Consider the following 23252-nt stretch of genomic DNA (forward strand, 5'->3'; position numbering starts at 1 on the left):
TAATTGCATGGGGTTTTAGCGGATCGATGTTCCGCTGGCCAAGCCATGATTGTGCTGGTGCGTCATACCGCACTGTCATGCCCGGGCTTGGCCCGCCTGCGCAGCCGAAACGCTTCGGCCCAGCGAAGGCCCGGGCATCCACAGTCCCGTCTCCGTTTGGGATGGATGGCCGGGTCAAGCCAGACCAGCGTCACGCCAGGCTGCGCAGCACCTCTTCGACGACCTTGCGCTGCTCGGGCGAGAGCGGGGCCTGCGGCGGCACGGGATCGCCGACGTCGTACCCCTGGATCGACAGGCCGGCCTTGATGCAGGCCGCGAGGTTGAAGCGGGCGAAGGCCTCGTTGACGCGCCACAGCTTCTTCTGCAGCAGCATCGCATCGTCCCAGCGCGACGCCCTGCAGAGATTGTAGAGTTCGACGCTCTGGCGCGGAATGATGCAAGCCGGCCCGGCCATCCAGCCCTTGCCGCCGATCAGCATCACCGCCGCCGGAATGTGCGAGGACGCCGCGAACACCTTGATGGCGTCGCCGCAGCGATTGATGATCGACAACAGCCGGCCGGTGTTGGTGGACGCGTCCTTGATGTAGTTGATGCGCGGATGCTCGGCGAGATCAGCGATGACGTCGAGCGACAGGTCGGAGCGCTGGAACTGGGGATTGGTGTAGATGACGACGGGAATGTCGACGGCATCGGCAATCGCCCGGAAATACGCCTTGATACCGGCGTCGTTGACCGGGAAGTAGGCTTCGAGCACGGCCAGGATGCCGGTTGCGCCGCGCTTCTGGTAAGCCTTGGCCTGCGCCACCGCGTCAGCGATCGCAGTCGAGGCCACGCCTGCGATCACGGGAACGCGGCCCTGGGCGGCCTCGATGGTTGTCTCCACGACGGTCATGCGCTGCGCGCGGTCGAGATAGGCGAACTCGCCGGTCGAGCCGAGCGGCGTCAGGCCGTGCACGCCGGCATGGATGAGATCATCGCACAGCCGCCCCAGCACCTCCGTCCGGATCGTGCCATCCGCGCCGATCGGCGAGGCCAGGTAGGGGAAGACACCATGAAATTCAGTCATGCGGCGGGTATAGCGGCCGGGCCGCCGCCTCCGCAAGCATCCGCATGATCGCGGGCAGCCCCCTCGGCACTGAGTGCTTCCAGCGACGCGTCCGTCCGGGCGGAACCTGGCTCGCGCGGGCGGGTGCAACGGTGTCACACTGCTGCAGCAATCGCATGTTGTCGCTCACAACTGACCTGCCGATCAGTTCGCGTTAAACCCAGCTTCAAACTTCTTCTTCACCATGGAGGAAGGTCCGGCGGCAGAGGCGATGAGAAAGCAGCGATTCAATCTGCGATTGCGCGCACCATGACGAGGAAGGGCGAACGCGGTGGCGTCAAACACGGCAAAAATGGCTACGAACTTCGCCATTTTCAGTCATTTTTCCGCCGGATTGACCAACCATCATGCCAAGCGGAAACAGTTAGTACGAGTGCTCCAGCGTAAATTCGCCGTAGGAATTTCGATCGGAGACGAGGGAAGCCTGCAGCGAGAACGGCGATGAAGACGCTTTACGATTTACTCGGAGCTCTTCCGGACGATGACGCTGACGATATCCGGGCGGCCTTCCGCAAAGCGGTCAAAGAGAGCCACCCCGACGTCAATCCCGGCGATCCGGACGCCGCGCTGCGGTTTCGACAGATCATCCGCGCCAACGACATTCTCGGCGACAAGGAGCAGCGCACGGCCTATGACCGGCTGCTCGGAGCCGCGCAGGACGAGCATCGGCAGGATTCCAAGCTCGCGGTCGTCGCCAGGGTTCACACGGTCGCGTCCGGCGTGATGGCGCTGGCCGGGGCGTCCGCCTTGGCGCTGACGGGCTACCTGCTGTTCACGCACATGTCCTCGGCGTCCGTCGCGCCGCTCGAGCCGATCGTGGTTGCCACCAACAAGGTGAAGCCGAACGAGGTTCCCGCCAAGCCGATCGATGGCCCCACCGATGCGGCGACGGCCGTCGACGCGGCCGCAGGCAACGAGGCGGCTGCCGGCACAACGGTCGGAAACGCATCGGGCAGCAACAACGCGGCGTCCACCGAGCCACTGCCGCTGCGGGCCAGCAAGGTCGACGTGGTCTATTCGGCCGAGCAGGATCGCGCGCCCTGTGCGGCAGGCGCCACCGCACCATGCGGAGCAGATGCCATGCTCGCCGGGGGTACGGCCTCGAACGAGGCCCAGGCCCATCACGATCGTGGCATGGCCGCGTTCCAGAAAGGCGATTTCGCGGCGGCGCTGGCCGATCTCGACGCGGCGATCCAGCTCGATCCCCGCTACCATGAGGCCTATATCGACCGCGGCATCGTGTTCTATCGCATGCGCAAATTCGACCGCGCCTTTGCCGACGTCGCGGCCGCAAAGCGCATCGAGAAGACGAACCGCGCCGTGCTCGACGCGATGGCGAAGCGTCAGCCGCTGCGGCCGCTGAAGCTCGATCCGCCCAAATCCGACATCAAGGCGGAAACGCCGAAGGCAGAATCGCCGAAAGTGGCGGCGGCGGCGCCGATGCCCTCGCGGATGTCGACGGCGACGCCGGTCTATCCAACCAGCGACCCCAGCCGCGCCCCCTGAGCGATTGACGAAGATTTAAGGTAACTCCGAACCTTCGTCGCGCGAATCGTTCGCGCCCATCAACTGTTAGGAAAGGTGTCCCATGGTGGTCCCATGGGACATGGGCTGCTTTCCAGATTCATCCATCCGAACCCGGCGATCCGGCGCGAGCTCGTCGATCTGCTGTACACGTCTCTGCCGCAGGTCATGTCGATCAACGCGGCCGCCATCACCGGCTCGGTCACGCTTGCGGTCCTGCACGGCGATCCCGGCTACATCGCGATCTCATTCGCGATCATCGTCAACGCCATCGGTCGCGTGGTCAGCCTGCTGCGCTACAAACAATATGCGGGACGCCTGTCCGATCGCGACGTGATCCTCTGGGAGAAGGTCTACGCCGCGGGCGCCGCCGCCTTCGGCCTTGCGCTCGGAGCTCTCACCTTCCGCGCGTTCCAGCTCAACGATGCCCCGGGCGCATGGATCGCCTTCGGCCTGTCGATGTCCTATTGCGTCGGCATGGTGTCGCGCGCGGCGATCCGCCCGTGGGTCGTGCTGACGACAACCGCCGTGCTGCTCGCCCCGACGCTCGTCGCCGGGTTGATGCGCCCCGAGCTGCCCTATCAGCTCGGGGCCGTCCTGCTGGTGCTGTTCTGGTTCTCGATCCGCGAAGCCTCGCGCCATCTCAGCACCGCGTTCATCGAGCGGCTCGAGGCCAAGCACGCGCTGGCCCGCCAGGCCAACCATGATTTCCTGACCGACCTGCCCAACCGGGCGGCCTTCCTGGCTGCGCTTGAACGCACGACCGGGACTGTCGCGATCGTTGCCATCGATCTCGATGGCTTCAAGCCCGTCAACGACCGCCACGGTCACCACGCCGGCGACGACCTGCTGCGTCAGGTCGCAGCCCGGCTGTCGAGCTGTGTCGGCCGGGGCGGTCTCGCCGCGCGCTTCGGCGGCGATGAGTTCATGCTGCTGAAGCCGGTGGCGAGCGGCGCGGACGGACGCGACGAGGCGCTGGCGCTCGCGCGCGAGGCGGTCCGCTCGCTGTCGATGCCGTTCCTGCTGTCCGACATTCCCGTGGTGATCGGCGCCAGCGCCGGCCTGCTGGTGAACGACCGGCCGCTCACGGACGAGTCCATGGACGAGGTTCTGCGCCAGGTCGACAGCGCACTCTACGCCGCCAAGCGCGCCGGGGGCGGCTGCTGCACCTGGGCCGAAGCTGCGGACGGCGCGTTGCGGCAGGCGGGCTGACGCGCGGCCTTCGATCTCAGGCGACGATCACCTCGTGCAGCAGCGCGTCGATCTCCCCGGCGTCGAGCTCACCTTCGCGTCCGATCAGCACGAGCTGCGCCGTGAGGCCATCGGCGGGCGACACCGGCGACGGCGCCAAGGTGCCACGCGTCGCCACCGACTGAAACAGGATCGGCTGTCCCGGATGGTCGGTGAACAGCAGGATGCCCTTGATGCGCAGGGTGCGCGGCGCGAGCTTTCCGATCACCTGCTGGAAGCGGGCCAGCGACAGCGGAGCACGGGAGGTCCAGGTGAGGGTTGCGAAAGGTTGCGACATCGTCGGCACCTGCTTGGGTAGCTCTCGCGGCGCGCGAATGTCGCGGCTGAACAGCAGGTCCGGCGCGACGACGCCATGCGATATCTCGAAGATCGCCGATTGCGGCTTGATGCCGCCGACGACGCCGCGGACCGCATCGAGCGCGGCGCGGTCGAGCAGATCGGCCTTGGTCAGCAGCACGAAATCGGCGGCGCGCAGTTGCGAGCGCCACAGCGCGTCCTGCTCGATCCCGGGATCATCGCGCAGCCGCTGCGGATCGACCAGCGTGACCACGGTCTCCAGCGGCGCGACCCTGAAGATCACGGGATCCATCAGGCTGCGGATGATCTCGGCGGGATCGGAGATGCCCGATGTTTCGATCACGATCGCATCGGGTGCCGGATCGCGCTTGATGACGGAGGACAGCGTGCGCAGCAGGTCGCCCTGCAGCGAGCAGCAGATGCAGCCGTTCTTGAGGCTGATCACGCCTTCGGTGACGGTGCCGAGCAGTTGCGCGTCGATGTCGACCGCGCCGAAGTCGTTGACAACGGCGGCGATGCGCCGCCCGCCCGGATTGGCGAGCAGATGATTGAGCAGGGTCGTCTTGCCGGCGCCGAGCGAGCCGGCAACCAGCAGGACCGGGACGTTCATGACAGGACCGGACGGCGCACGGCCTGTCCCGGCCTGACGTCGCGAACGAGCTCGCCATTGGCGATGACCGCGCGGCCATTGACAAGCAGATGCCTCACGCCCTCGGACGGCCGGTTCATGTTGAGGAAGTCGGCGCGGTCACGCAGGCCCACGAGATCGAGCACCGCGATGTCGGCGTCGCAGCCGGCCTGCAGCCGTCCCTTCTTGCGCATCGCGGGCGTCGACGGTTCCAGGATCCGGGCCGGAATCAGCGTGCACTTGGCGAGGCCCTCCATCAGCGGCACTGCCTTGCGGTCCAGCACCCATTCGCGCAGGAATTTGGTGAACGTCGCCGATGAGCGCGGATGCGACACCGCGTCATCCGGCAGCGGCCAGGCGTCGCCGGTGTAGTCGGTGCCGTTGGACAGGATCCACGGCATTGCATCGGAAGCGATGGCGCCGCCCGGAAACAGCACGGAGACGTCGAGCAGGTCGCGGTGGCGCTGGTTGACGGCGACATCGAGGAAATGGATCAGCACCAATGCGCCGGGATCGTCCTGCTGCCGCGCGAGCAATTCGTCGCGGCTGCCGAGCCGGTGGCGCTCGGCCACCATCTCGATCGCGTCATAGCCGGTGCCCATGCGCTGGCAGAAGGCGGGATCGGCGAAGAAGCCGGCGCCGACCACGGTCGAGCCGGTGCCGTAAGGATAGGCTTCGGTCGTGACCTTCAGGCCCTGCTTCTGCGCGGTCTGCACCAGCTCGGCGCAGCGCTCGACATCCTGCAGGCTGGTGCTGTTGAAATGGCAGATGTGCATGTGGGCGCCGGTCGAGCCGGCCAGCCCGATCAGTCGCGTGTAGGCATCGACCGAGCTGCGCGGATCGACATTCGACATGTAGGCGATGTGCGTATAGGTCGGCACGTCGTGCTTGGCCGCGAGGCTGCACAGCTCCGACAGCTCCTTCATGCCGGTGCCTGGCGCGTACGCATTCGGGAAGGCGATGCCGAGACCGCCCTGCTCCAGACCCTGTCGCGTGCGCTCGACGATCTCGGCAGTCTCGGCCGCGGTCGCGACCTCCTCGACCCAGCGCTTGTCGCGCATCGCCTCGCCCATGCCGGCGATGTTGGACGCGGTCTGCTGCGTCGTCATCGTCGCGATGCGCGCGAACACCCAGCCCGACGCTGCGCCGTAATTCAGGAGGCGGCCGATCGCCGCCTGCTCGTCATACCAGCGCGCCACCGGCATCACGCCGATTTCGAGCTCGAGCGTCGTGGTGACGCCGTCGAACGCCTGCATGCGGTCCGCCGGCAGCGACTGGCCATGGGCGTGCAGATCGATGAAGCCGGGCACGACGGCAAGGCCGGCCGCATCGACCACCTGATCGGCAGCCCCGCCGACATCGCCCACGGCAACGATCGCGCCATCCGTGATGGCGACATCGGCCGTGGCGTCGAGCTTCGTTTCCGGGTCGAGCACGCGACCGCCGCGAATGATCAGATCGTAGTGAGGCATGAAATCAGCTGGGCTCGCGAAGTGGAACTGCTGAAAGCCCTAACACAGATGCGCGACGATGAGAACGCGGCGGGAGAGATCGATTCTCTCCGAGCCATGCGTGGCGCACTTATCAGTTCGTCGACCTGCCGCCCCCGCTCTTCCCCTTGCGCAAGCGATCGGTCAGGATTGCGAAAAACGACCTCTCGGCATCCGCCGTTCGACAGAGGAGACCCGAATGGATTCGCCCACACGGCGCATCGCCGACTTCACCTGCGAGAAGCAGCCGGCGACCGGCGCGCGCGGGATGGTCGTCACCAACCATCCGCTCGCCTCCAGCGCCGGCGCCGAGATGCTGATGCGCGACGGCAACGCGATCGATGCCGCGGTCGCCGCACTGTTCGCGCTGACGGTGGTCGAGCCGATGATGGTCGGCATTCTCGGCGGCGGCCTGTCGCACATCCGCCTTGCGGATGGACGGCACATCGTGCTCGACGGATTGAGCACCGCGCCGCGGCGCGCCACGCCAGGAATGTATGATCCGGTCTCCGACGAGATCGCGCTGGCGCGCGAGACGCGCGGCCGCAGCAATGTCGCAGGCGCGCTCGCGGTCGCCGTGCCCGGTGCGCTGAAGGGATGGTGCGAGGCCCTGGCGCGCTTCGGCCGGCTGCCGCTGGCCGAGGTGATGGCGCCGGCGATCCGGCTCGCCGAGCACGGCTTCGTCGCCAGTCCCTATCTCAACGATTGCGTGCGGCTGGTCGCGGACGACCTCGCGCGCGATCCGCATCTCGCCGCGCTGTTCCTGCCGGACGGCACGCCGGTCAGGCCCGGCGCCCGCGTGATCCAGACCGACTATGCCCGCTCGCTGCGGCTGATCGCGGAGCATGGTCCGGACGCTCTCTATGGCGGTCCGCTCGGGATCGCGCTGGCCAACTACATGGCCCAAAGTGGCGGCCTGATCGACGCGGCCGACCTCGCCGCCTACGCGGTGATCGAGCGCGCGCCGATCCGCGGGCTCTATCGCGGCCATGAGATCATCGGCCCCCCGCCGCCCTCGTCCGGCGGCGTGCACATCGTGCAGATGCTGAACATCCTCGAGGGCTTCGACGTCGGCGGGCTCGGCTTCGGCTCGGCCGACGGCGCCCATCTGCTCGCCGAAGCGCTGAAGATCGCCTTCGCCGATCGGGCGGTCGCCACCGCCGATCCTGCATTCGTCGACGTGCCGGTCGCGCGCCTGACATCCAAGACCTATGCCGCCGAGCGGCGGGCAGAGATCGACATGCGCCGGGCACGGAGCTTCGGTCCTGGGCTTGCGCCGACGGAGTCCGCCAACACCACCCATGTCACGGTCGCCGATGCCGCGGGCAACGTCGTCGCGGCGACCCAGACCATCAACGGCCTGTTCGGCGCCTGCGTACAGATCCCGGGCACCGGCATGACCGCCAACAACTACATGTACAATTTCGATCCGCATCCGGGCCGCGCACTGTCGATCCAGCCGGGCAAGCGCGTCTTCACTTCGATGGCCCCGATGATGGCGCTGCGCGACGGCCGCCTGCGCTATGCGCTCGGCCTGCCCGGCGGCCTGCGCATCTTCCCCTCGGCTTTTCAGGCGCTGGTCAACCTGATCGACCACGGCATGTCGCTGCAGGAGGCGGTCGAGGCGCCGCGGCTGTGGACGCAGGGCGGCGTGCTCGAGCTCGAGCCGGCTTTCCCCGAGCATGTGGCGCAGGATCTCGCCGCGCGCGGCCACGAGATCAAGCGCGAGCCGGTCGTGGCCGGCGGCATGAACGCGATCGCATTCGGCGACGACGGCACGCTGACGGGAGCCGCGTGCTGGCGCGCCGACGGCACGCCGATCGCGATCTCCGGCGGGCGCGCCCGCGCCGGGCTCCGCTTCGCCATCGCCTGAAGTCTAATGGCGCTTTCGCATCATCCGCGCGATCGCCTCGCCGATCACGACGGTGGTGAAATGCGTGTTGGCGCGGCAGTCCGACGGCATGATCGAGGCGTCGGCGACGCGCAGGCCGGCGATGCCCTTCACGCGGCCGTCCGGATCGACCACGCCATCGGCGTCGTCGAAGCCGCTCATGCGGCAGCTCCCGGCGGCGTGCTGGATGTCGCCGGTGACCTGCCGGAGCAGCGCATCGAGCTCGGCGTCGGGCAGCGCAGCCGCCTGCGGCAGGGTGAACTCCGTATCGCCGAGGCGAATCCAGTCGGCGATGTCGCGCAGCGCCGGCTGCACCGTGATCAGCGCCAGCCGCTTCACCGCATCGCGCATCCGCGCGATGTCGCTGACATCGGCCAGCATGTTCTCCTCGACGATCGGATCCACGCTCGGATCGGTCGAGGCGAGCTTCAACGTGCCGCGCGAGAAGGCGTTGAACAGGCCGGCGCCGATCGCGCCGGGCACGCCGATGCCGCGATGGTTGAACGCGATCAGGATCATGTCGCGCTTGCCGCCGCCGGCGAGGCCCGACGAGTAGGTGACGCAGCAGTTGGTGTGGCGGGTGTCGCGGTCGGTCGGACGTAGCGCCTCGCGCAATTGAATGGTGGTGCGGAACAGCGGATGATCGAAGAAGTGCCGTCCCACGGGAAGATCGCGCAGCACGGCGATGCCGAGCGCCTGAAGATCCGCCGCGGGGCCGATGCCCGAGCGCAGCAGGATCGCCGGACTATGGATGGCGCCGGCGCACAGCACGACCTCGCGCGCCGCGATGTCCTTCACGCCTTCACCCTCGCCATGGACGCGCACGCCGGTCGTCCTGCCGTCGCTGATCAGCAGCCGCTCGACCAGCGCCCGCCCGCGGATCTCGAGGTTCGAACGGCCGCGCGCCGGCTCCAGATAGGCCTCGTTGGTGGAGATGCGCCGGCCATTGCGGCTGTTGATCGGATAGCAGGCGACGCCCTCGCCGTCAGGCCCGTTGAGATCGTCGCACCAGGGATAACCGCTCGCCAGCGCGGCATCGCGCAGGCCGCGGTCGATCGGCCCCCATGTGTCAGGCGGTGCGCGGTAGACCGGAAGCGGCCCGCCGCGGCCGTGGCCCTCGCGATCACCGAGCGCGAGATCGTCCTCGATCACCGCGAACAGCGGCATGATGTCCTTGGCCGACCATCCCGTGCAGCCATTGGCCGCCCATTCGTCGAACGCATCGGCCACGCCGCGGATCGCGATCTGGCCGTTCATCATCGAGCTGCCGCCCAGCCCCTTGCCGCGCCAGTAGAAGCGCATGTCCTGCCCGGCGACGCGGCGGGACATCAACTGCGGCCACTGCCATTTCTCCTGGAAGGCGCGATCATGGATGATCGGAATCGGGTTTGGCGTCGCGATCTCCCACGGCGCGTCGTCCGCGCGCCAGTCGGCGCCGGCCTCGAGTAGCAGGACCCGCGTCCGGGAGTCTTCCGACAGGCGTGCAGCCACGGCCGCGCCCGCGGAGCCGCCGCCGACCACAATGACGTCATACATGGACTGAATTCCCGCTGTTCTCTGGCATCGCAATCATGACGGCCAGCTTGCGCTGCCGCGAGCGATCCGTGAAGCCCTCGAAAACTCAGGCCACCAGCATGCCGACGCAGAGCTGCGGCGCATCCTCGGCCACGAGACAGGAGGCCACGGCGATCACCTCGCGCGCCGATTTCCAGGCGCCGCCGCCGCCGGCCGGGCCATTGGTGTAGAGCGTCTCGACCTCGTTGCCGATGCGGATCGCCTCCGCCATCGTCTCGGTCCGTCCGGCGACACGAATGCGCACCTCATGGGGCTCGGCACCCTCTGCGCGCTCGTCGCCATGCAGCGCATTCAGCCCGATCAGGTCGCAGCGCAGCTCGCTCACGGCCACGCCGGTGAGCGCGAGACGCTCGCGGACGATATCGAGCGCGAGGCGGCCGCGCGCGACGGCGCCAGGGCCGGCATAGGAGATCTGCCCCTCGCCGACATAGGAGTCGAGATAGCCGACCGAGGTCTTCAGCAGTCCCGTCTTCGGCCGGCCGCGGCCGCCGACCACCCTGACCCGGTCCGCACCGAGCTCCTCGACGGTCACCTGCGAGAAATCCGCCACGACGTCGGGCTGGAAATATTGCGCGGGATCGTGGATCTCATAGAGCAACTGCTCCTTCACCGTTGCCGGCGTGACGCAGCCGCCGGAGCCCGCGACCTTGGTCACGATCAGTTCGCCATCCTCGCGCACCTCACCGATCGGAAAGCCGAGCCGGGCGAGATCGGGAACGTCCTTGAGTCCGGGATCGGCGAAATAGCCGCCGGTGATCTGGCCGGCGCATTCGAGCAGATGACCGACGACGGTGCCCTGCCCGAGCCGGTCCCAATCGTCCAAAGCCCAGCCGAACTCATGGATCAGGGGGCCGAGGAACAGCGCCGGATCGGCGGCGCGCCCGGTGATCACGACATCGGCTCCGCCCGCGAGCGCCTCCGCGATCGCGCCCGCGCCGACATAGGCATTGGCGGAGACGACGCGATTGCCGAGGGCATGGATCATGTCGCCGGTGTCGAGCACGACATCCGCTGTCTTCAACGGCTCCAGAACATCGTCGCCGGTCACGGCCGCGATCTTCAGTCCCGTCAATCCAAGCTGGCGCGCGATGGCGCGGGTGGCTTCGGCCGCGGCGACCGGATTGGCGGCGCCCATGTTGGTGACGATACGGACCTTGTTGGCGCGGCAGATCGGCAGCACCGCCTGCATGCGCGCCGCCAGCAGCGGATCATAGCCGGCGGCCGGATCCTTGATGCGCGCCTGCTGCGCCAGCGCGATCGTGCGCTCCGCAAGGCATTCGAACACGAGATAGTCCAGGCCGCCCCTCGCCGCGAGCTCCACCGCGGGCTCGATCCGGTCACCGGAATAGCCCGCGCCGGCGCCGATCCTGATGCTTCGCATCGGCCGCTCCTCCTGACATCATGCGCCGTTCGTCGGCTTCTGCCGGCCACATTAGCGGCCGCGGTGCGACCTTGCCAACGTCCGCATCAGACGATCAGGCATGCTGCTCATCCGCGAGCGCCAGCGTCGGGGCCTCGCTGCTCGCCGTGCATGCGACGGCAACGGCCATGTGCTCGTCGGCCCAGCACCATCGCTGGCCGCCGGCGCGCTTGGCGGCATAGAGCGCGCGATCGACCTGGCCGAGCAGCGCTTCCGTATCCGCCCGCCGATCCCCCGCGACCAGAACGCCGGCGCTGGCGCCGATCTGCACGCGCGTTCCAGCCAGCGCGAAGGGACGCGACAGCGCCGTCACCGCGGCTTGCGCGAGCGCGAGCGCGGCGTCACGTCCGGCTGCGGGCAGCAGCAGCATGAACTCGTCACCGCCGAACCGCGCCGCCAGGCCGGCTTCGCCGAGGCAATCCTGCAGGCGTGCGCCGACCTGGCACAACAGCTCGTCGCCGGCCTGATGGCCGAACCGGTCATTGACGAGCTTGAAGCCGTCGAGATCGACCGCAATGATCGCCACGGGACGATCGCACCGGCCGAGCGCGGCGATGAATGCAGCCCGGTTCGGCAGGCCGGTGAGGAAATCGCGCAGCGCCTGCCGCGCCAGCGCCTGCTCGGCCATGATCCGCTCGGTGAAGGCGGCCGTCAGCCGATAGGACGTCCCGCGCAGCGTGATCCAGAACAGCACGACCATGCCGGCGCCCATCCGGTAGACCGGCTCGGGCTGCATCAGGCAGGCGATGACGGTCGGGATCAGCAGCACCGCCGACGAGGTCATGACGATCCACGGGCTGACGCGCGACACGATGCCGACACAGAACGCCATCGACAGGCCGAAGCACATCCAGATCCCGGGCCCGTCGCCGATCTGGAACGCGCGAGCCGACAGCGCACCGATGGCCAGACCGAAGGCGGCGGCGCCGAGGCCGTAGAGGCGTTCCCAGCGAATGATGGCGTCGTGATCGAGCCGATCGAAGCGCGCGGCGAACATCCGCAGCTTGACCACGCGCAGCGCGCCGATCACCAGCAGCGCCACCGTGATCGCGGCGTAGCCCGGATCGTGCGCCACCCAGGCCATCACGCTGCCGATCACGACGGCCGCGACCGCGATCGTCCCGACCAGCGGCATCGAGCTGTACAGCAGGTGCGCGAGGTCGCGACGAATGTCCGGGTCCAATCGATGCATCGCAATTCCGTTTCGGCAATTGCGCGCACTCTCGTACCCACGCCTTAACGAAATCTCGCTGCACCCGCGAAGGGCTGCCATGCGCCGCGGATGCTTAAGAGATGCTCACCGCAACCCTGACAATGCGAATGATGTCAGCGCATGACGCGCCAGAGCGACACAGGGCGTCGGATCAGCTCGCCCAATTGTCGCGGAACTCGCCGAACAGCGTGATGCCGCCGCAGGCATAGATCGTCTGTCCGGTGATGTAGCTCGCCTCGGACGAGGCGAGAAAGGCGAACACGCCGGCGATCTCTTCCGGGCTCGCTACCCGCCCCATCGGAATGTGGGACTCGACCGCCGCGCGCTTGGCGGGGTCATCGGTCCAGGCGGCGTTGATCGGCGTGTCGACCGCGCCGGGCCCGACCGAATTGACGCGGATGCCGCGGCCGGCGAATTCGAGCGCGAGGGTCCGGGTGAGGCCCGCCATCGCACTCTTGCTGATCGAATAAGCGAGATAGCCGGGCTTCGGAATGATCTGGTGCACGCTGGACGTATTGATGATGTTGCCGCCGCCGCGCGCGACGAAATGCGCCAGCGCATGACGCGCGCACAGCACCGCGCCGTTGAGGTTGACCTCGAGGATCTGGCGATAGGCGTCGACGTCGAGCGCCTCGCTCGGCGATTCCCGCTGGAAGCCGGCATTGTTGACCAGGCAGTCGAGCCGGGGCCAGCGCGTCAGCACGGTCTCGAACATCTCGGCGATCTCGGCCTCGACGCCGATGTCGGCCTTCACGGCGAAATGATCGCGCGCGCCGTGACCATGCGCGGCGGAGGCCGCGTGCACCAGCGCCAGGGTCTCATCGCCCGATGGCGACGGACCGCCGAAATTGATCGCGACATGCGCGCCCTCCTCGGCAAAGCGCACCGCGATCGCGCGGCCGATGCCTTGGGCCGCACCGGTCACCAGCGCGTAGTGCCCGACCAGGCGCGACGCCCGTTCGGCTGGTTGGTCAGATGGCTCCATGTCTCGACTCCCTGAAAATGAGCTCGCCTCGCTCGCGCTACGATGACTCGCGTTCGGATGACAAGGCTATCAGGAGTCTGGTATCGCTCCACTCCCTATCCGTCACTGCGCACGCACGCGTGAGACGTCATGTATCTCGGCATCGATCTTGGAACATCCGCGGTCAAGACGATCATCGTCGATGACGCGCAGCGCGTCGTTGCGAGCCGCAGCCGCGCCTTGACGATGGACGTGCCGCGATCGGGCTGGGCCGAGCAGGACCCCGCCGCCTGGATCGCCGCGGTGTTCGCCACGCTCGATGCGCTCAAGGCCGATCATCCCGGCGCGTTGACGGCGGTGGACGCCATCGGCCTGTCGGGCCAGATGCATGGCCCGGTGCTGCTCGATGCCGCGATGAATCCGTTGCGGCCCTGCATTCTCTGGAACGACGGGCGGTCGGAGCGGGAATGCCTCGCGCTGGAGCAGCGCTGGCCCGCCTTGCGCATGATCACCGGCAACAAGGCGATGCCTGGTTTTGCCGCGCCGAAGCTGATGTGGATCGCGGCGCACGAGCCCGAGATCTTCGCGGCCACGCGGCTGGTTCTGCTGCCAAAGGCCTATGTCCGGCTGGTGCTGACGGGCGATGTGATCGAGGACATGTCCGATGCGTCCGGCTCGCTCTGGCTCGATGTCGTCGGGCGCGACTGGTCGGACGAGGGCCTCGCCGCCACCGGCCTGACGCGTGCGCAGATGCCGCGCCTCGTCGAAGGCTGCGCGCCGGCGGGCCGGTTGCGCAGCGACCTCGCGGAACGCTGGGGCATGACGAAGCGTCCGGCCTTCGCGGGCGGCGCGGGCGACAACCCGGCCGGTGCCGTCGGCATCGGCGCTGTCAGGCCGGGCGCCACTTTCATCACGCTCGGCACGTCCGGCGCCGTGATCACGCCGGTCGACGCCGTCACGGCCAATCCCGAGCGCGTCGTTCACACCTTCTGTCATGCCGTCCCTGCGATGTGGCTGCAGGCCGGCGCGATGCTGTCGGCGGCCTCATGCCTCGCCTGGGTCGCGCGGCTGCTTGGCGCGAGCGAAACGGAGCTGCTTGCCCCGCTGGGCGCACGGCCCGCCGCGCCGTCGCCGGTCAGCTTCCTGCCCTATCTCGCGGGCGAGCGGACGCCGCATGACGATCCCCATGCCCGCGGCCTGCTCGACGGCCTGAGTCATGCGACAGATCGCAGCGTCATCGTCCAGGCGGTGCTCGAGGGCGTTGCCTTCGCCCTGGCCGACTGCCGCGACGCGCTGAGGGAAACCGGCCTCGTGATTGCCGAAGCGGATGCGATCGGCGGCGGATCGCGCTCCGACCTCTGGCTGGCGATCCTGGCTGATGTCCTCGGCATTCCCGTTCATCGGCTGGCCGAGGGCGAGACCGGCGCCGCCTTCGGCGCGGCCCGGCTGGCACGTCTTGCCGTTACCGGCGAGGACATCGGCGCGGTCTGCACGCCGCCGGCGCGCGTGCGGACCTTCGCGCCGGACGTCGCGCTGTCGGCAGCCTATGCCGAGCGGCGGCCGCGCTGGCAACAGCTCTATCGTCGGCCGAGCTAACCCGATCTCCGAAAGGCATTCGTCGCGGCGACGCGTTGCAGCGGCGTCTCTTTCATATTGTATTCGGCAACAGCCTCTAGTTTAATGGCTACCCCGCGCCAGCGATCAACGAGCCGCGGACGACAAGACGACGTGCATTGGGAGGCACGATGAGCGGTCCGATCCTCGAGATGCGAGGGGTGTCGAAGTCATTCTTCACCATCAAGGCCCTGCACAAGGTCGACCTCACCGTCTACGCCGGCGAAGTCCATGCGCTGATGGGCGAAAACGGTGCCGGCAAATCCACGCTGATGAAGATTCTCTCCGGCGCCTATCGCCCGGATCCCGGCGGTGAGATCCGCATCGAGGGCCGGCCGGTGCGCATCGAAGGGCCGATGGGCGGCCGCAACGCCGGCATTTCGATCATCTACCAGGAGTTGTCGCTGGCGCCGAACCTGACGGTCGCCGAAAACATCTATCTCGGGCGCGAGCTGTCGCAGAGCGGCCTGCTCGCGCGCAGCACCATGCGCGAGGGCGCTGGACCGATCCTGGACCGGCTCGGCGCCGATTTCACCGCGTCCACCTTGGTGGCCGAGTTGTCGATGGGCCAGCGCCAGCTGGTGGAGATTGCCCGCGCGCTGCATGCACGGTCCAAGATCCTGATCATGGACGAGCCGACCACGTCGCTGTCCGCCGGCGAGAGCGAGAAGCTGTTCGCGCTGATCCGCCAGCTGCGCGCCGAGGGGCTCGCCATCATCTACATCTCGCATCGCATGGACGAGGTCTATGCGCTCGGCGACCGCGTCACCGTGCTGCGCGACGGCCGGCTGGTCGGCTCGCTCGACAAGCCGGAGATCCGCGCCGACAGCATCGTCCGCATGATGGTCGGCCGCGACGTGTCGTCGTTCTACAAGAAGGACCACGACCCGCACGCCAAGCGTGACCGCGCAGTGCTCAGCGCCGTCGATCTCGGCGACGGCCATCGCGTCAAGAACTGCTCGCTGACCGTTCATGCCGGCGAGGTGGTCGGCCTCGCCGGGCTGATCGGCGCCGGACGCACCGAGCTCGCGCATCTCATCATCGGCGCCGCGCCGAAGACGACCGGACACATCGAGCTCGACGGCGAGAAAGTCAGCATCGACACGCCGCGCGATGCGCTCGATGCCGGGATCGCCTATCTGACCGAGGACCGGAAGGCGCTGGGCCTGTTTCTCGACATGTCCTGCGCCGACAACATCAACCTCGCCGTGATCGGACGCGACGCGAAGCTCGGCGGCATTCTCGATCGCGACAAGGCGAAGACGCGCGCCGACGAAGCATTCGCCGCGCTCGGCATCCGCGCCCCCAATCCCGGCGTCACCGTCGGCGGGCTGTCGGGCGGCAATCAGCAGAAGGTGCTGCTGTCGCGCCTGCTTGCGACCGCGCCGAAGGTCCTGATCCTGGACGAGCCGACGCGCGGCGTCGACGTCGGCGCCAAGTCCGAGATCTATTCGATCATCGACAATCTCGCCAAGTCGGGCACCGCGATCCTGGTGATCTCGTCCGATTTGCCGGAGATCCTCGGCATCTGCGACCGCGTGCTGGTGATGCGCGAAGGGCACCTGGCCGGCGAGCTGCAGCAGAGCACGACATCACCCATCACCCAGGAAGACATCATGGCGCTGGCCACCGGGACGGAGCACGTCGATGCCTGACAACAGTTCGTCGCAAGCCAAGACCGCGCCTTCATCCGGCCTGCCGTCCGCGTCGGACAACAAGCAGCAGCGGCTGCGGCTGATGATCCGCGCCGCCGGCATGCTGCCGGTGCTGCTCATCCTTTGCGTCGGCTTCCACCTGCTGTCGGAGGGACGCTTCTTCACCGGACAGAATCTCGGCATCGTGCTGCAGCAGGCCGCGGTCAACACCGTGCTCGCCGCCGGGATGACCTTTGTCATCCTGACCGGCGGCATCGATCTCTCGGTCGGCTCGATCCTGGCCGCTGCGGCGATGGCCGGGCTGACACTGTCGAAGATGCCAGATCTCGGCGCGCTGTGGCTGCCGGCCGCGGTGCTGACGGGCCTTGCCTTCGGTGTCGTCAATGGCGCGCTGATCGCGCTGTTGCGGCTGCCGCCGTTCATCGTGACCCTCGGATCGCTCACCGCGGTGCGCGGTCTCGCCCGCCTGATGGGTGGCGACACCACCGTGTTCAACCCGTCCATTCCCTATGCCTTCATCGGCAACGCCTCGCTGACGATCATTCCGGGCGTCGTCTCGATCCCCTGGCTGTCGGTGATCGCGTTGCTCGTGATCCTCGGCTCCTGGCTGATCCTGCGCCGGACCGTGCTCGGCGTGCACATCTATGCCGTCGGCGGCAATGAGAGCGCGGCGCGGCTCGCCGGCATCAAGGTCTGGGCGGTGCTGATCTTCGTCTACGGCATGTCCGGCCTGCTCGCCGGCCTCGGCGGCGGCATGCAGGCGGCGCGGCTCTATGCGGCGAACGGCCTGCAGCTCGGCCAGTCCTACGAGCTCGACGCCATCACCGCGGTCATTCTCGGCGGCACGTCGTTCGTCGGCGGCATCGGCTCGATCTGGGGCACCTTGGTCGGCGCGCTCATCATCGCGGTGTTGTCGAACGGGCTCATCCTGGTCGGCGTGTCCGACATCTGGCAATACGTCATCAAGGGCCTCGTGATCATCGGCGCCGTCGCGCTCGACCGCTACCGGCTGCAGGGCTCGGCCCGCACCTGAGACGACATGGCGGGCTCCACCGGGGCCCGCCGCAACGCATTCTTCCACGGCCACTGGTCCGCCGTGCGTAGACGAACAGGAAGGGCCAGGGAGGAAACCAATGTTGAAGTCGGTTTTGTTTGCCGGTGCCGCGCTTGCGCTCGTGATGAGCTCCGCGCCGTCGTCGGCCAAGGAGCTGAAATCGATCGGCGTCTCGCTGGGCTCGCTCGGCAATCCGTTCTTCGTCGCGTTGTCGAAGGGCGCGGAGTTCGAGGCCAAGAAGACCAACCCGAACGTCAAGATCACCGCGGTCGGCTTCGAATACGATCTCGGCAAGCAGGTCACCCAGATCGACAACTTCATCGCCGCGGGCGTCGACATGATCCTGCTCAATCCGGGTGATCCGAAGGCGGTGGGTCCTGCGATCAAGAAGGCGCAGGCCGCCGGCATCATCGTCGTCGCGGTCGACACCGCGGCCGAGGGCGCCGACGCCACCGTGACCACCAACAACGTGCAGGCCGGCGAGATCTCGTGCCAGTACATCGTCGACAAGCTCGGCGGCAAGGGCGACGTCATCATCGAGAACGGGCCGCAGGTGTCGGCCGTGATCGACCGCGTCAACGGCTGCAAGAGCGTGTTCGCCAAGGCTCCTGGCATCAAGGTGCTGTCGAGCGACCAGGACGGCAAGGGTTCGCGCGAGGGCGGCCTCACGGTGACGCAGGGCTATCTGACGCGCTTCCCCAAGATCGACGCGATCTTCGCCATCAACGATCCGCAGGCGATCGGCACCGATCTCGCCGCGCGTCAGCAGGGGCGCACCGGCATCGTCATCACCGCGGTCGACGGCGCGCCCGACATCGAAGCCGCGCTGAAGGATCCGGCCTCGCAGCAGATCCAGGCCTCGGCCTCGCAGGATCCGTTCTTCATGGCGCGCCGCGCCGTGCAGATCGGCGTCGGCCTGCTCAACGGCCAGAAGCCCGCCTCGACCGTCGAGCTGCTGCCCTCCAAGCTGATCACGCGCGACAATGTCGGCGAGTACAAGGGCTGGACCTCGGAGCGGAAGGAATAGACTTCGGTCGTCGACCTGCATCTGATTGAAAGCAATGAGAAGCGCCGCCCTCTCCGGGGCGGCGTTTTGCTTGGAACCACATTCTGTCTCGTCGGCGAGCCTTCAACGACCGATCGCCGCGGAGCTGGCGGATGGATGCCGATGGCTGCCAAGCTCGACGATCTCGACCGCGGGCTGGTGCGGGCGCAGGGCCTGTTCATTCCACAGCAGGAATTCCTCGCCGCGCTCGGCCGCGAAAAGGACCGCGCTCATTCAGCGTGGTTGTCGCGTTTGCGACAAGGCTCCTCTGTTTGTCCCGATTTTGCGCTGGTCCGGAACTTGCGTGAGCCGGCCTGACGGCATCAATCAGCAGGCGATCCGATGGCTTTTACCGCAGTCTGTCCGACAAGCGCCATGGCTGAAGGCGGCATGGGCCTGTACCAGGTCGGCAAGAAGAGCGTGCTGCTGCTCTGGCCCCGTGGCGGAGAGCTGAAGGCCTATCGCGGCCGCTGCCCGCATGCCGACGTGCCGCTGACGGAAGCGACCTTCGACGGCAAGACGATCACCTGCCCGCACCATCAATGGGGCTTCGACGGCGTGAACGGCAAATGCGTCACCCATCTGGTCCGCAACGCGCTGCACGCCTACCCGCTGCAGGTCGAGGGTGATGAGATCCAGGTCGATGTCGGGCCGGTCAAGCCGGCTATCCCGTCGCCATCAGCCGCTTCATGAACTGGTCAACCTCGCGACGCAGCGTCTCGACCTCGCCATGGACCCGCTCGGAGGCATTGTTGACTCGCGATGCGATCCGGCCGGTGTCGGCGGCAGCGCTGCTGATCGCGCCGACGTCTGACGCGACCCGTGCCGTGCCGGACGAGGCTTCCTGAACGTTGTGCGCGATGTTCTGCGTCGCCGCCGCCTGCTGGTCGACCGCGGCCGAGATGGTGGACGCGATCTCGTCGATCTCGGCGATCGTCCGCGCGATCGCCTCGACCGCCGCGACCGACGTCGAGGTCGAGTGCTGCATCTCGTTGACCTTGGCGCTGATCTCCTCGGTCGCCTTGGCGGTCTGGTCGGCGAGACTCTTGACCTCGGCCGCAACGACGGAAAAGCCGCGCCCGGCATCGCCGGCCCGCGCCGCCTCGATCGACGCATTCAGCGCCAGGAGGTTGGTCTGTTCAGCGATCTCGCTGATCAGCTTGACCACGTCACCGATCCGGACCGCCGCATCGGCAAGCTCGCGGATCTCGCCGCCGGCACGGTTGGCCTCACCGACCGCACGCCCCGCGCTTTCGGTGGAGCGTGAGACCTGCCGGCCGATTTCGGCGATCGAGGACGCGAGCTGATCCGCCGCGCCCGCCGCCGTCTGCACATTGGACGACGCGCGCCCCGAAGCCGCGATCACATCCTCGGTGCGGCGGCTGGTTTCCGTCGCGGCCGTCGCGACGTGGCCGGCGTCGGACTCGAGATCCCCCGCCGCGCCGACGAGGCTGACGACGATCTGATCGAGCTGCGTGCCGAACTGCCGTGCCAGACCCGCAATGTCGACCACCCGGCGGCCGAGGCCGTCGGTGCCCTGGTTGATGATCGCCGCCGAGCGGCGGAATGCGCCAGGCAGGCCCCGCACCATGATCTTGCGGAAATGCTTGCCGCGGCTGGCATAGTCCATCGACGCCGACGCCTCGCGCACGAAGGCGTCGGTGATGTCGAGCATGTCGTTGATCGATTTCTGCAACAGACCTATGTCGCCGTGCTGGCGCCGGCTCAGCAGCCGCGGCTCGAGATTGCCCTTGGCTGCGCTGTGACAGACCTTGGCCGCCTCCGCGATCACGGCAGATGCCACCCGCAGTTGCCACAAGCCAAGGCCGAGCAGCAGCGCAACAGCGATGAGCAGCGCTCCGCCTGCGGCGGGCGGGGTCGCGCCGGCGACGACGAGCCAGGCCAGCCCGCCGAGTGCCAGCAGCGCCGCGGCCGCGATCGCGATCTGGGCCTTAGAGAGAGAGCACGAACTCATCATAATCAACGCCTTGTTGTTTGATCGCCGAGACCATCATGTCAAAGCTTGCGCGCAGGCCGTCCTTGGCATTGGCGTGGCGCGCCTCCTCGTCGCACAACGTCTTGTAGATCGGCTTGAGGCTCTCGATCGGCCCACGCTCGGGTCTGCGGCGGTTGGAATGGTAGCCGATGATATTGCCCTGGTCGTCCAGCGTCGGCGTCACATGGGCGAGCACCCAATAATGGCTGCCGTCCTTGGCCAGGTTGACGACATAGGCGAAGATCTCGCGCTTGGCCTCCAGCGTGTCCCACAGCAGCTTGAAGACGCATCGCGGCATCTCGGGATGGCGGATCAGGCTGTGAGGCGCTCCCAGGAGCTCGTCATAGCTGTACCTGGCCATGCGAACGAAGACGTCGTTGGCGTAGGTGATGCGTCCCTTGCGGTCGGTCTTCGAGACGATCAGGTCTTCTTCGCCGAGCATGTGCTCGATGCCGGTCGGTTTCACAATGTGGGCCATGACTGGTCCTCCTTGCGGTCATCACGATGCGGGGCGGACAGACGGGATGGCCCGGCCCGTACGGCCGGTCCGGTCGACGCGCGGGCACAACCGGCGCCGCCCGGCGTGCGGCCAGGTGTCGCCAGGACCCCATCGGCCGGCTTTCGCCGGGCCCAGGAGAAGGCTGTCCGCCTCCCGGCCTCAATCTGACGTTAACTGTGAAACATCGCGTTAACTGGGAGCCCCCGCCAGAATACAGGTGGCGCCCGCGGCGGGGACGGGGCGCGCCGGCTCGATGGCCGGCGATCGGTGCGGACCGCTGGCCGGAGGATCGCGTCGGCCGTCGCCTTGTTGGAAGATGTGGCACAAGGACCAGGAGGTGCGTACGTGACGCCCCGCAACCTCATGAGACGCGCACGGGCCGGTCGGGGCGCTCATGCCCGACCGGCCCGGCGCCCCCTGCCTCAGAAGAAGCCGAGCTTCTTCGGGCTATAGCTGACCAGCATGTTCTTGGTCTGCTGGTAGTGGTCGAGCATCACCTTGTGGGTCTCGCGTCCGACGCCGGACTGCTTGTAGCCGCCGAATGCCGCATGCGCCGGGTAGGCGTGATAGCAGTTGGTCCAGACGCGCCCCGCCTGGATGTTGCGGCCGAAGCGGTAGCAGGTGTTGGCGTCGCGGCTCCACACGCCGGCACCCAGGCCGTAGAGCGTGTCGTTGGCGATCGCCAGCGCCTCGTCCTCGGTCTTGAAGGTCGTGACCGAGACCACGGGTCCGAAGATCTCCTCCTGGAACACGCGCATCTTGTTGTGCCCCTTGAACACCGTCGGCTTGACGTAGTAGCCGCCGGCGAGATCGCCGCCGAGCACATTGCGCTCGCCGCCGATCAGGAGCTGCGCGCCCTCCTGCTTGCCGATGTCGATGTAGGACAGGATTTTGGACATCTGCTCGGAGGAGGCCTGCGCGCCGATCATCGTGGCCGGATCGAGCGGGCTACCCTGCACGATCGCCCCGACGCGCTGCAGCGCGCGCTCCATGAAGCGCTCGTAGATCGACTCGTGAATGAGCGCGCGGCTCGGGCAGGTGCAGACCTCGCCCTGGTTGAGCGCGAACATCACGAAGCCTTCGATCGCCTTGTCGAGAAAGTCGTCATCTTCGGCGCAGACGTCCTTGAAGAAGATGTTCGGCGACTTGCCGCCGAGCTCCAGCGTCACCGGGATCAGGTTCTGCGAGGCGTATTGCATGATCAGGCGCCCCGTCGAGGTCTCGCCGGTGAAGGCGATCTTGGCGATGCGGTTCGACGACGCCAGCGGCTTGCCGGCTTCGAGGCCGAAGCCGTTGACGACGTTGAGCACACCCGGCGGCAGCAGGTCGCCGACGATTTCCATCAGCACCAGGATCGAGGCCGGCGTCTGCTCGGCCGGCTTGAGCACGACGCAATTGCCGGCGGCGAGCGCCGGCGCGAGCTTCCACGCCGCCATCAGGATCGGGAAATTCCACGGAATGATCTGGCCGACGACACCGAGCGGCTCGTGGAAGTGATAGGCGATGGTGTCGTGGTCGATCTCGGCGATCGAGCCTTCCTGGGCGCGGATCACACCGGCGAAATAACGGAAGTGATCGATGGCGAGCGGGATGTCGGCGGCGGTGGTCTCGCGGATCGGCTTGCCGTTGTCCCAGGTCTCGGCGAGCGCGAGCTTGTCGAGATTGGCCTCCATGCGGTCGGCGATCCTGTTGAGGACCATCGCGCGTTCGGTCACGCTGGTACGGGCCCAGCCGTCCTTGGCGGCATGCGCGGCGTCGAGCGCGGCCTCGATGTCGGACGCATCGGAGCGCGCGATCTGGCACACCGGCTGGCCGGTGATCGGCGAAATGTTGTCGAAATATTTGCCGGCGTTGGGGGCCTTCCAGGCGCCGCCGATGAAGTTGTCGTAACGCGCAGCGAAAGGCGGCTTGAGCGCCGCATTGACGTCAACCTTGGTCATCTCTCTCTCCCATTCACGCCGATGCACACGGCGTTGCAGGGAGGCTCGATCAAACCGGCACGACAGACCAGAGGCTGAAACGAGCGCGTCC

Annotated in this window: 20 protein-coding genes; 9 read left to right on the forward strand and 11 right to left on the reverse strand. The window is 67.5% G+C overall.

What is annotated here, in order from left to right:
* Positions 1-190: 190 nt before the first annotated feature.
* Both QX128_RS17890 and QX128_RS17895 read right to left on the reverse strand, forming a co-directional pair.
* Positions 191-1066, reverse strand: a complete 876-nt coding sequence (locus QX128_RS17890) for a dihydrodipicolinate synthase family protein (RefSeq protein WP_316238113.1) — start codon at positions 1064-1066, stop codon at positions 191-193.
* A gap of 183 nt (positions 1067-1249) precedes the next feature.
* Positions 1250-1417 carry a hypothetical protein gene (locus QX128_RS17895; protein WP_315804823.1) on the reverse strand — a complete coding sequence of 56 codons (168 nt, stop codon included), beginning with the start codon at positions 1415-1417 and terminating at the stop codon, positions 1250-1252.
* Positions 1418-1546: 129 nt separating this feature from the next.
* On the opposite strand from QX128_RS17895, the gene QX128_RS17900 reads away from it, so the two are divergent.
* The gene (locus QX128_RS17900) at positions 1547-2611 is read left to right on the forward strand and encodes a J domain-containing protein (protein WP_316238114.1); all 1065 of its coding nucleotides are present in this window, start codon (positions 1547-1549) and stop codon (positions 2609-2611) included.
* Between the two features lie 93 nt (positions 2612-2704).
* Positions 2705-3841, forward strand: a complete 1137-nt coding sequence (locus QX128_RS17905; RefSeq protein ID WP_316238115.1) for a GGDEF domain-containing protein — start codon at positions 2705-2707, stop codon at positions 3839-3841.
* Positions 3842-3857: 16 nt separating this feature from the next.
* On the opposite strand, the gene QX128_RS17910 is transcribed toward QX128_RS17905, so the two are convergent.
* Positions 3858-4787: a GTP-binding protein gene (locus tag QX128_RS17910; RefSeq protein WP_316238116.1), complete on the reverse strand. Its 930-nt coding sequence runs from the start codon at positions 4785-4787 to the stop codon at positions 3858-3860.
* Entirely contained in the window at positions 4784-6277 is a 1494-nt protein-coding gene (locus QX128_RS17915) for an amidohydrolase family protein (RefSeq protein ID WP_410053160.1), read from the reverse strand. The genes QX128_RS17910 and QX128_RS17915 overlap by 4 nt, the downstream gene beginning before the upstream one ends.
* Before the next feature lie 217 nt (positions 6278-6494).
* Between QX128_RS17915 and ggt the strand changes: the two genes are divergently transcribed.
* Entirely contained in the window at positions 6495-8168 is a 1674-nt protein-coding gene (ggt, locus tag QX128_RS17920; RefSeq protein WP_316238117.1) for a gamma-glutamyltransferase, read from the forward strand.
* Between the two features lie 3 nt (positions 8169-8171).
* Here ggt and QX128_RS17925 read toward each other — a convergent pair whose 3' ends face one another.
* The 4 genes from QX128_RS17925 to QX128_RS17940 form a co-directional block, all read right to left on the reverse strand.
* On the reverse strand, positions 8172-9722 hold the full coding sequence (locus QX128_RS17925; RefSeq protein WP_316238118.1) for a GMC family oxidoreductase: 1551 nt from the start codon (positions 9720-9722) through the stop codon (positions 8172-8174).
* Between the two features lie 85 nt (positions 9723-9807).
* On the reverse strand, positions 9808-11142 hold the full coding sequence (locus QX128_RS17930) for an acyclic terpene utilization AtuA family protein (RefSeq protein ID WP_316238119.1): 1335 nt from the start codon (positions 11140-11142) through the stop codon (positions 9808-9810).
* Positions 11143-11236: 94 nt separating this feature from the next.
* On the reverse strand, positions 11237-12373 hold the full coding sequence (locus QX128_RS17935) for a GGDEF domain-containing protein (RefSeq protein WP_316238120.1): 1137 nt from the start codon (positions 12371-12373) through the stop codon (positions 11237-11239).
* Between the two features lie 172 nt (positions 12374-12545).
* The gene (locus QX128_RS17940; RefSeq protein ID WP_316238121.1) at positions 12546-13379 is read right to left on the reverse strand and encodes an SDR family oxidoreductase; all 834 of its coding nucleotides are present in this window, start codon (positions 13377-13379) and stop codon (positions 12546-12548) included.
* A gap of 129 nt (positions 13380-13508) precedes the next feature.
* Here QX128_RS17940 and xylB point away from each other — a divergent pair, with 129 nt between their 5' ends.
* From xylB to QX128_RS17970, 6 genes are all read left to right on the forward strand, one after another.
* The gene (gene xylB, locus QX128_RS17945; RefSeq protein WP_316238122.1) at positions 13509-14954 is read left to right on the forward strand and encodes a xylulokinase; all 1446 of its coding nucleotides are present in this window, start codon (positions 13509-13511) and stop codon (positions 14952-14954) included.
* Between the two features lie 149 nt (positions 14955-15103).
* Positions 15104-16627 carry a sugar ABC transporter ATP-binding protein gene (locus QX128_RS17950; protein ID WP_316177369.1) on the forward strand — a complete coding sequence of 508 codons (1524 nt, stop codon included), beginning with the start codon at positions 15104-15106 and terminating at the stop codon, positions 16625-16627.
* On the forward strand, positions 16620-17660 hold the full coding sequence (locus tag QX128_RS17955; protein ID WP_315804813.1) for an ABC transporter permease subunit: 1041 nt from the start codon (positions 16620-16622) through the stop codon (positions 17658-17660). Before QX128_RS17950 ends, QX128_RS17955 begins: the two co-directional genes overlap by 8 nt.
* 100 nt (positions 17661-17760) lie before the next feature.
* Positions 17761-18708, forward strand: coding sequence for an ABC transporter substrate-binding protein (locus QX128_RS17960; RefSeq protein WP_316177367.1), 948 nt, complete (start codon positions 17761-17763; stop codon positions 18706-18708).
* 141 nt (positions 18709-18849) lie between these two features.
* Positions 18850-19044: a hypothetical protein gene (locus tag QX128_RS17965; protein ID WP_315804811.1), complete on the forward strand. Its 195-nt coding sequence runs from the start codon at positions 18850-18852 to the stop codon at positions 19042-19044.
* Between the two features lie 24 nt (positions 19045-19068).
* Positions 19069-19419, forward strand: coding sequence for a Rieske 2Fe-2S domain-containing protein (locus QX128_RS17970; RefSeq protein WP_316177365.1), 351 nt, complete (start codon positions 19069-19071; stop codon positions 19417-19419).
* Here the strand turns inward: QX128_RS17970 and QX128_RS17975 are convergent.
* From QX128_RS17975 to adh, 3 genes are all read right to left on the reverse strand, one after another.
* Positions 19391-20701: a methyl-accepting chemotaxis protein gene (locus QX128_RS17975; protein WP_315804846.1), complete on the reverse strand. Its 1311-nt coding sequence runs from the start codon at positions 20699-20701 to the stop codon at positions 19391-19393. The genes QX128_RS17970 and QX128_RS17975 overlap by 29 nt on opposite strands.
* Positions 20679-21200 (reverse strand): PAS domain-containing protein, encoded by a 522-nt coding sequence (locus tag QX128_RS17980; RefSeq protein ID WP_315804809.1) that lies wholly within the window; start codon positions 21198-21200, stop codon positions 20679-20681. Before QX128_RS17980 ends, QX128_RS17975 begins: the two co-directional genes overlap by 23 nt.
* Positions 21201-21643: 443 nt before the next feature.
* Positions 21644-23161, reverse strand: coding sequence for an aldehyde dehydrogenase (adh, locus tag QX128_RS17985; protein ID WP_315804808.1), 1518 nt, complete (start codon positions 23159-23161; stop codon positions 21644-21646).
* Between the last annotated feature and the right edge of the window lie 91 nt (positions 23162-23252).

The sequence above is a fragment of the Bradyrhizobium sp. SZCCHNR1015 genome (genome assembly GCF_032489875.1).
Taxonomy (GTDB): Bacteria; Pseudomonadota; Alphaproteobacteria; order Rhizobiales; family Xanthobacteraceae; genus Bradyrhizobium.

Bases quoted from the DNA above. Each gene is read 5' to 3' on its own strand.
- QX128_RS17890 (WP_316238113.1), bottom strand. From the start codon at position 1,066: ATGACTGAATTTCATGGTGTCTTCCCCTACCTGGCCTCGCCGATCGGC.
- QX128_RS17895 (WP_315804823.1), bottom strand. From the start codon at position 1,417: ATGGCGAAGTTCGTAGCCATTTTTGCCGTGTTTGACGCCACCGCGTTC.
- QX128_RS17900 (WP_316238114.1), top strand. From the start codon at position 1,547: ATGAAGACGCTTTACGATTTACTCGGAGCTCTTCCGGACGATGACGCT.
- QX128_RS17905 (WP_316238115.1), top strand. From the start codon at position 2,705: ATGGGACATGGGCTGCTTTCCAGATTCATCCATCCGAACCCGGCGATC.
- QX128_RS17910 (WP_316238116.1), bottom strand. From the start codon at position 4,787: ATGAACGTCCCGGTCCTGCTGGTTGCCGGCTCGCTCGGCGCCGGCAAG.
- QX128_RS17915 (WP_410053160.1), bottom strand. From the start codon at position 6,277: ATGCCTCACTACGATCTGATCATTCGCGGCGGTCGCGTGCTCGACCCG.
- ggt (WP_316238117.1), top strand. From the start codon at position 6,495: ATGGATTCGCCCACACGGCGCATCGCCGACTTCACCTGCGAGAAGCAG.
- QX128_RS17925 (WP_316238118.1), bottom strand. From the start codon at position 9,722: ATGTATGACGTCATTGTGGTCGGCGGCGGCTCCGCGGGCGCGGCCGTG.
- QX128_RS17930 (WP_316238119.1), bottom strand. From the start codon at position 11,142: ATGCGAAGCATCAGGATCGGCGCCGGCGCGGGCTATTCCGGTGACCGG.
- QX128_RS17935 (WP_316238120.1), bottom strand. From the start codon at position 12,373: ATGCATCGATTGGACCCGGACATTCGTCGCGACCTCGCGCACCTGCTG.
- QX128_RS17940 (WP_316238121.1), bottom strand. From the start codon at position 13,379: ATGGAGCCATCTGACCAACCAGCCGAACGGGCGTCGCGCCTGGTCGGG.
- xylB (WP_316238122.1), top strand. From the start codon at position 13,509: ATGTATCTCGGCATCGATCTTGGAACATCCGCGGTCAAGACGATCATC.
- QX128_RS17950 (WP_316177369.1), top strand. From the start codon at position 15,104: ATGAGCGGTCCGATCCTCGAGATGCGAGGGGTGTCGAAGTCATTCTTC.
- QX128_RS17955 (WP_315804813.1), top strand. From the start codon at position 16,620: ATGCCTGACAACAGTTCGTCGCAAGCCAAGACCGCGCCTTCATCCGGC.
- QX128_RS17960 (WP_316177367.1), top strand. From the start codon at position 17,761: ATGTTGAAGTCGGTTTTGTTTGCCGGTGCCGCGCTTGCGCTCGTGATG.
- QX128_RS17965 (WP_315804811.1), top strand. From the start codon at position 18,850: ATGGCTGCCAAGCTCGACGATCTCGACCGCGGGCTGGTGCGGGCGCAG.
- QX128_RS17970 (WP_316177365.1), top strand. From the start codon at position 19,069: ATGGCTTTTACCGCAGTCTGTCCGACAAGCGCCATGGCTGAAGGCGGC.
- QX128_RS17975 (WP_315804846.1), bottom strand. From the start codon at position 20,701: ATGAGTTCGTGCTCTCTCTCTAAGGCCCAGATCGCGATCGCGGCCGCG.
- QX128_RS17980 (WP_315804809.1), bottom strand. From the start codon at position 21,200: ATGGCCCACATTGTGAAACCGACCGGCATCGAGCACATGCTCGGCGAA.
- adh (WP_315804808.1), bottom strand. From the start codon at position 23,161: ATGACCAAGGTTGACGTCAATGCGGCGCTCAAGCCGCCTTTCGCTGCG.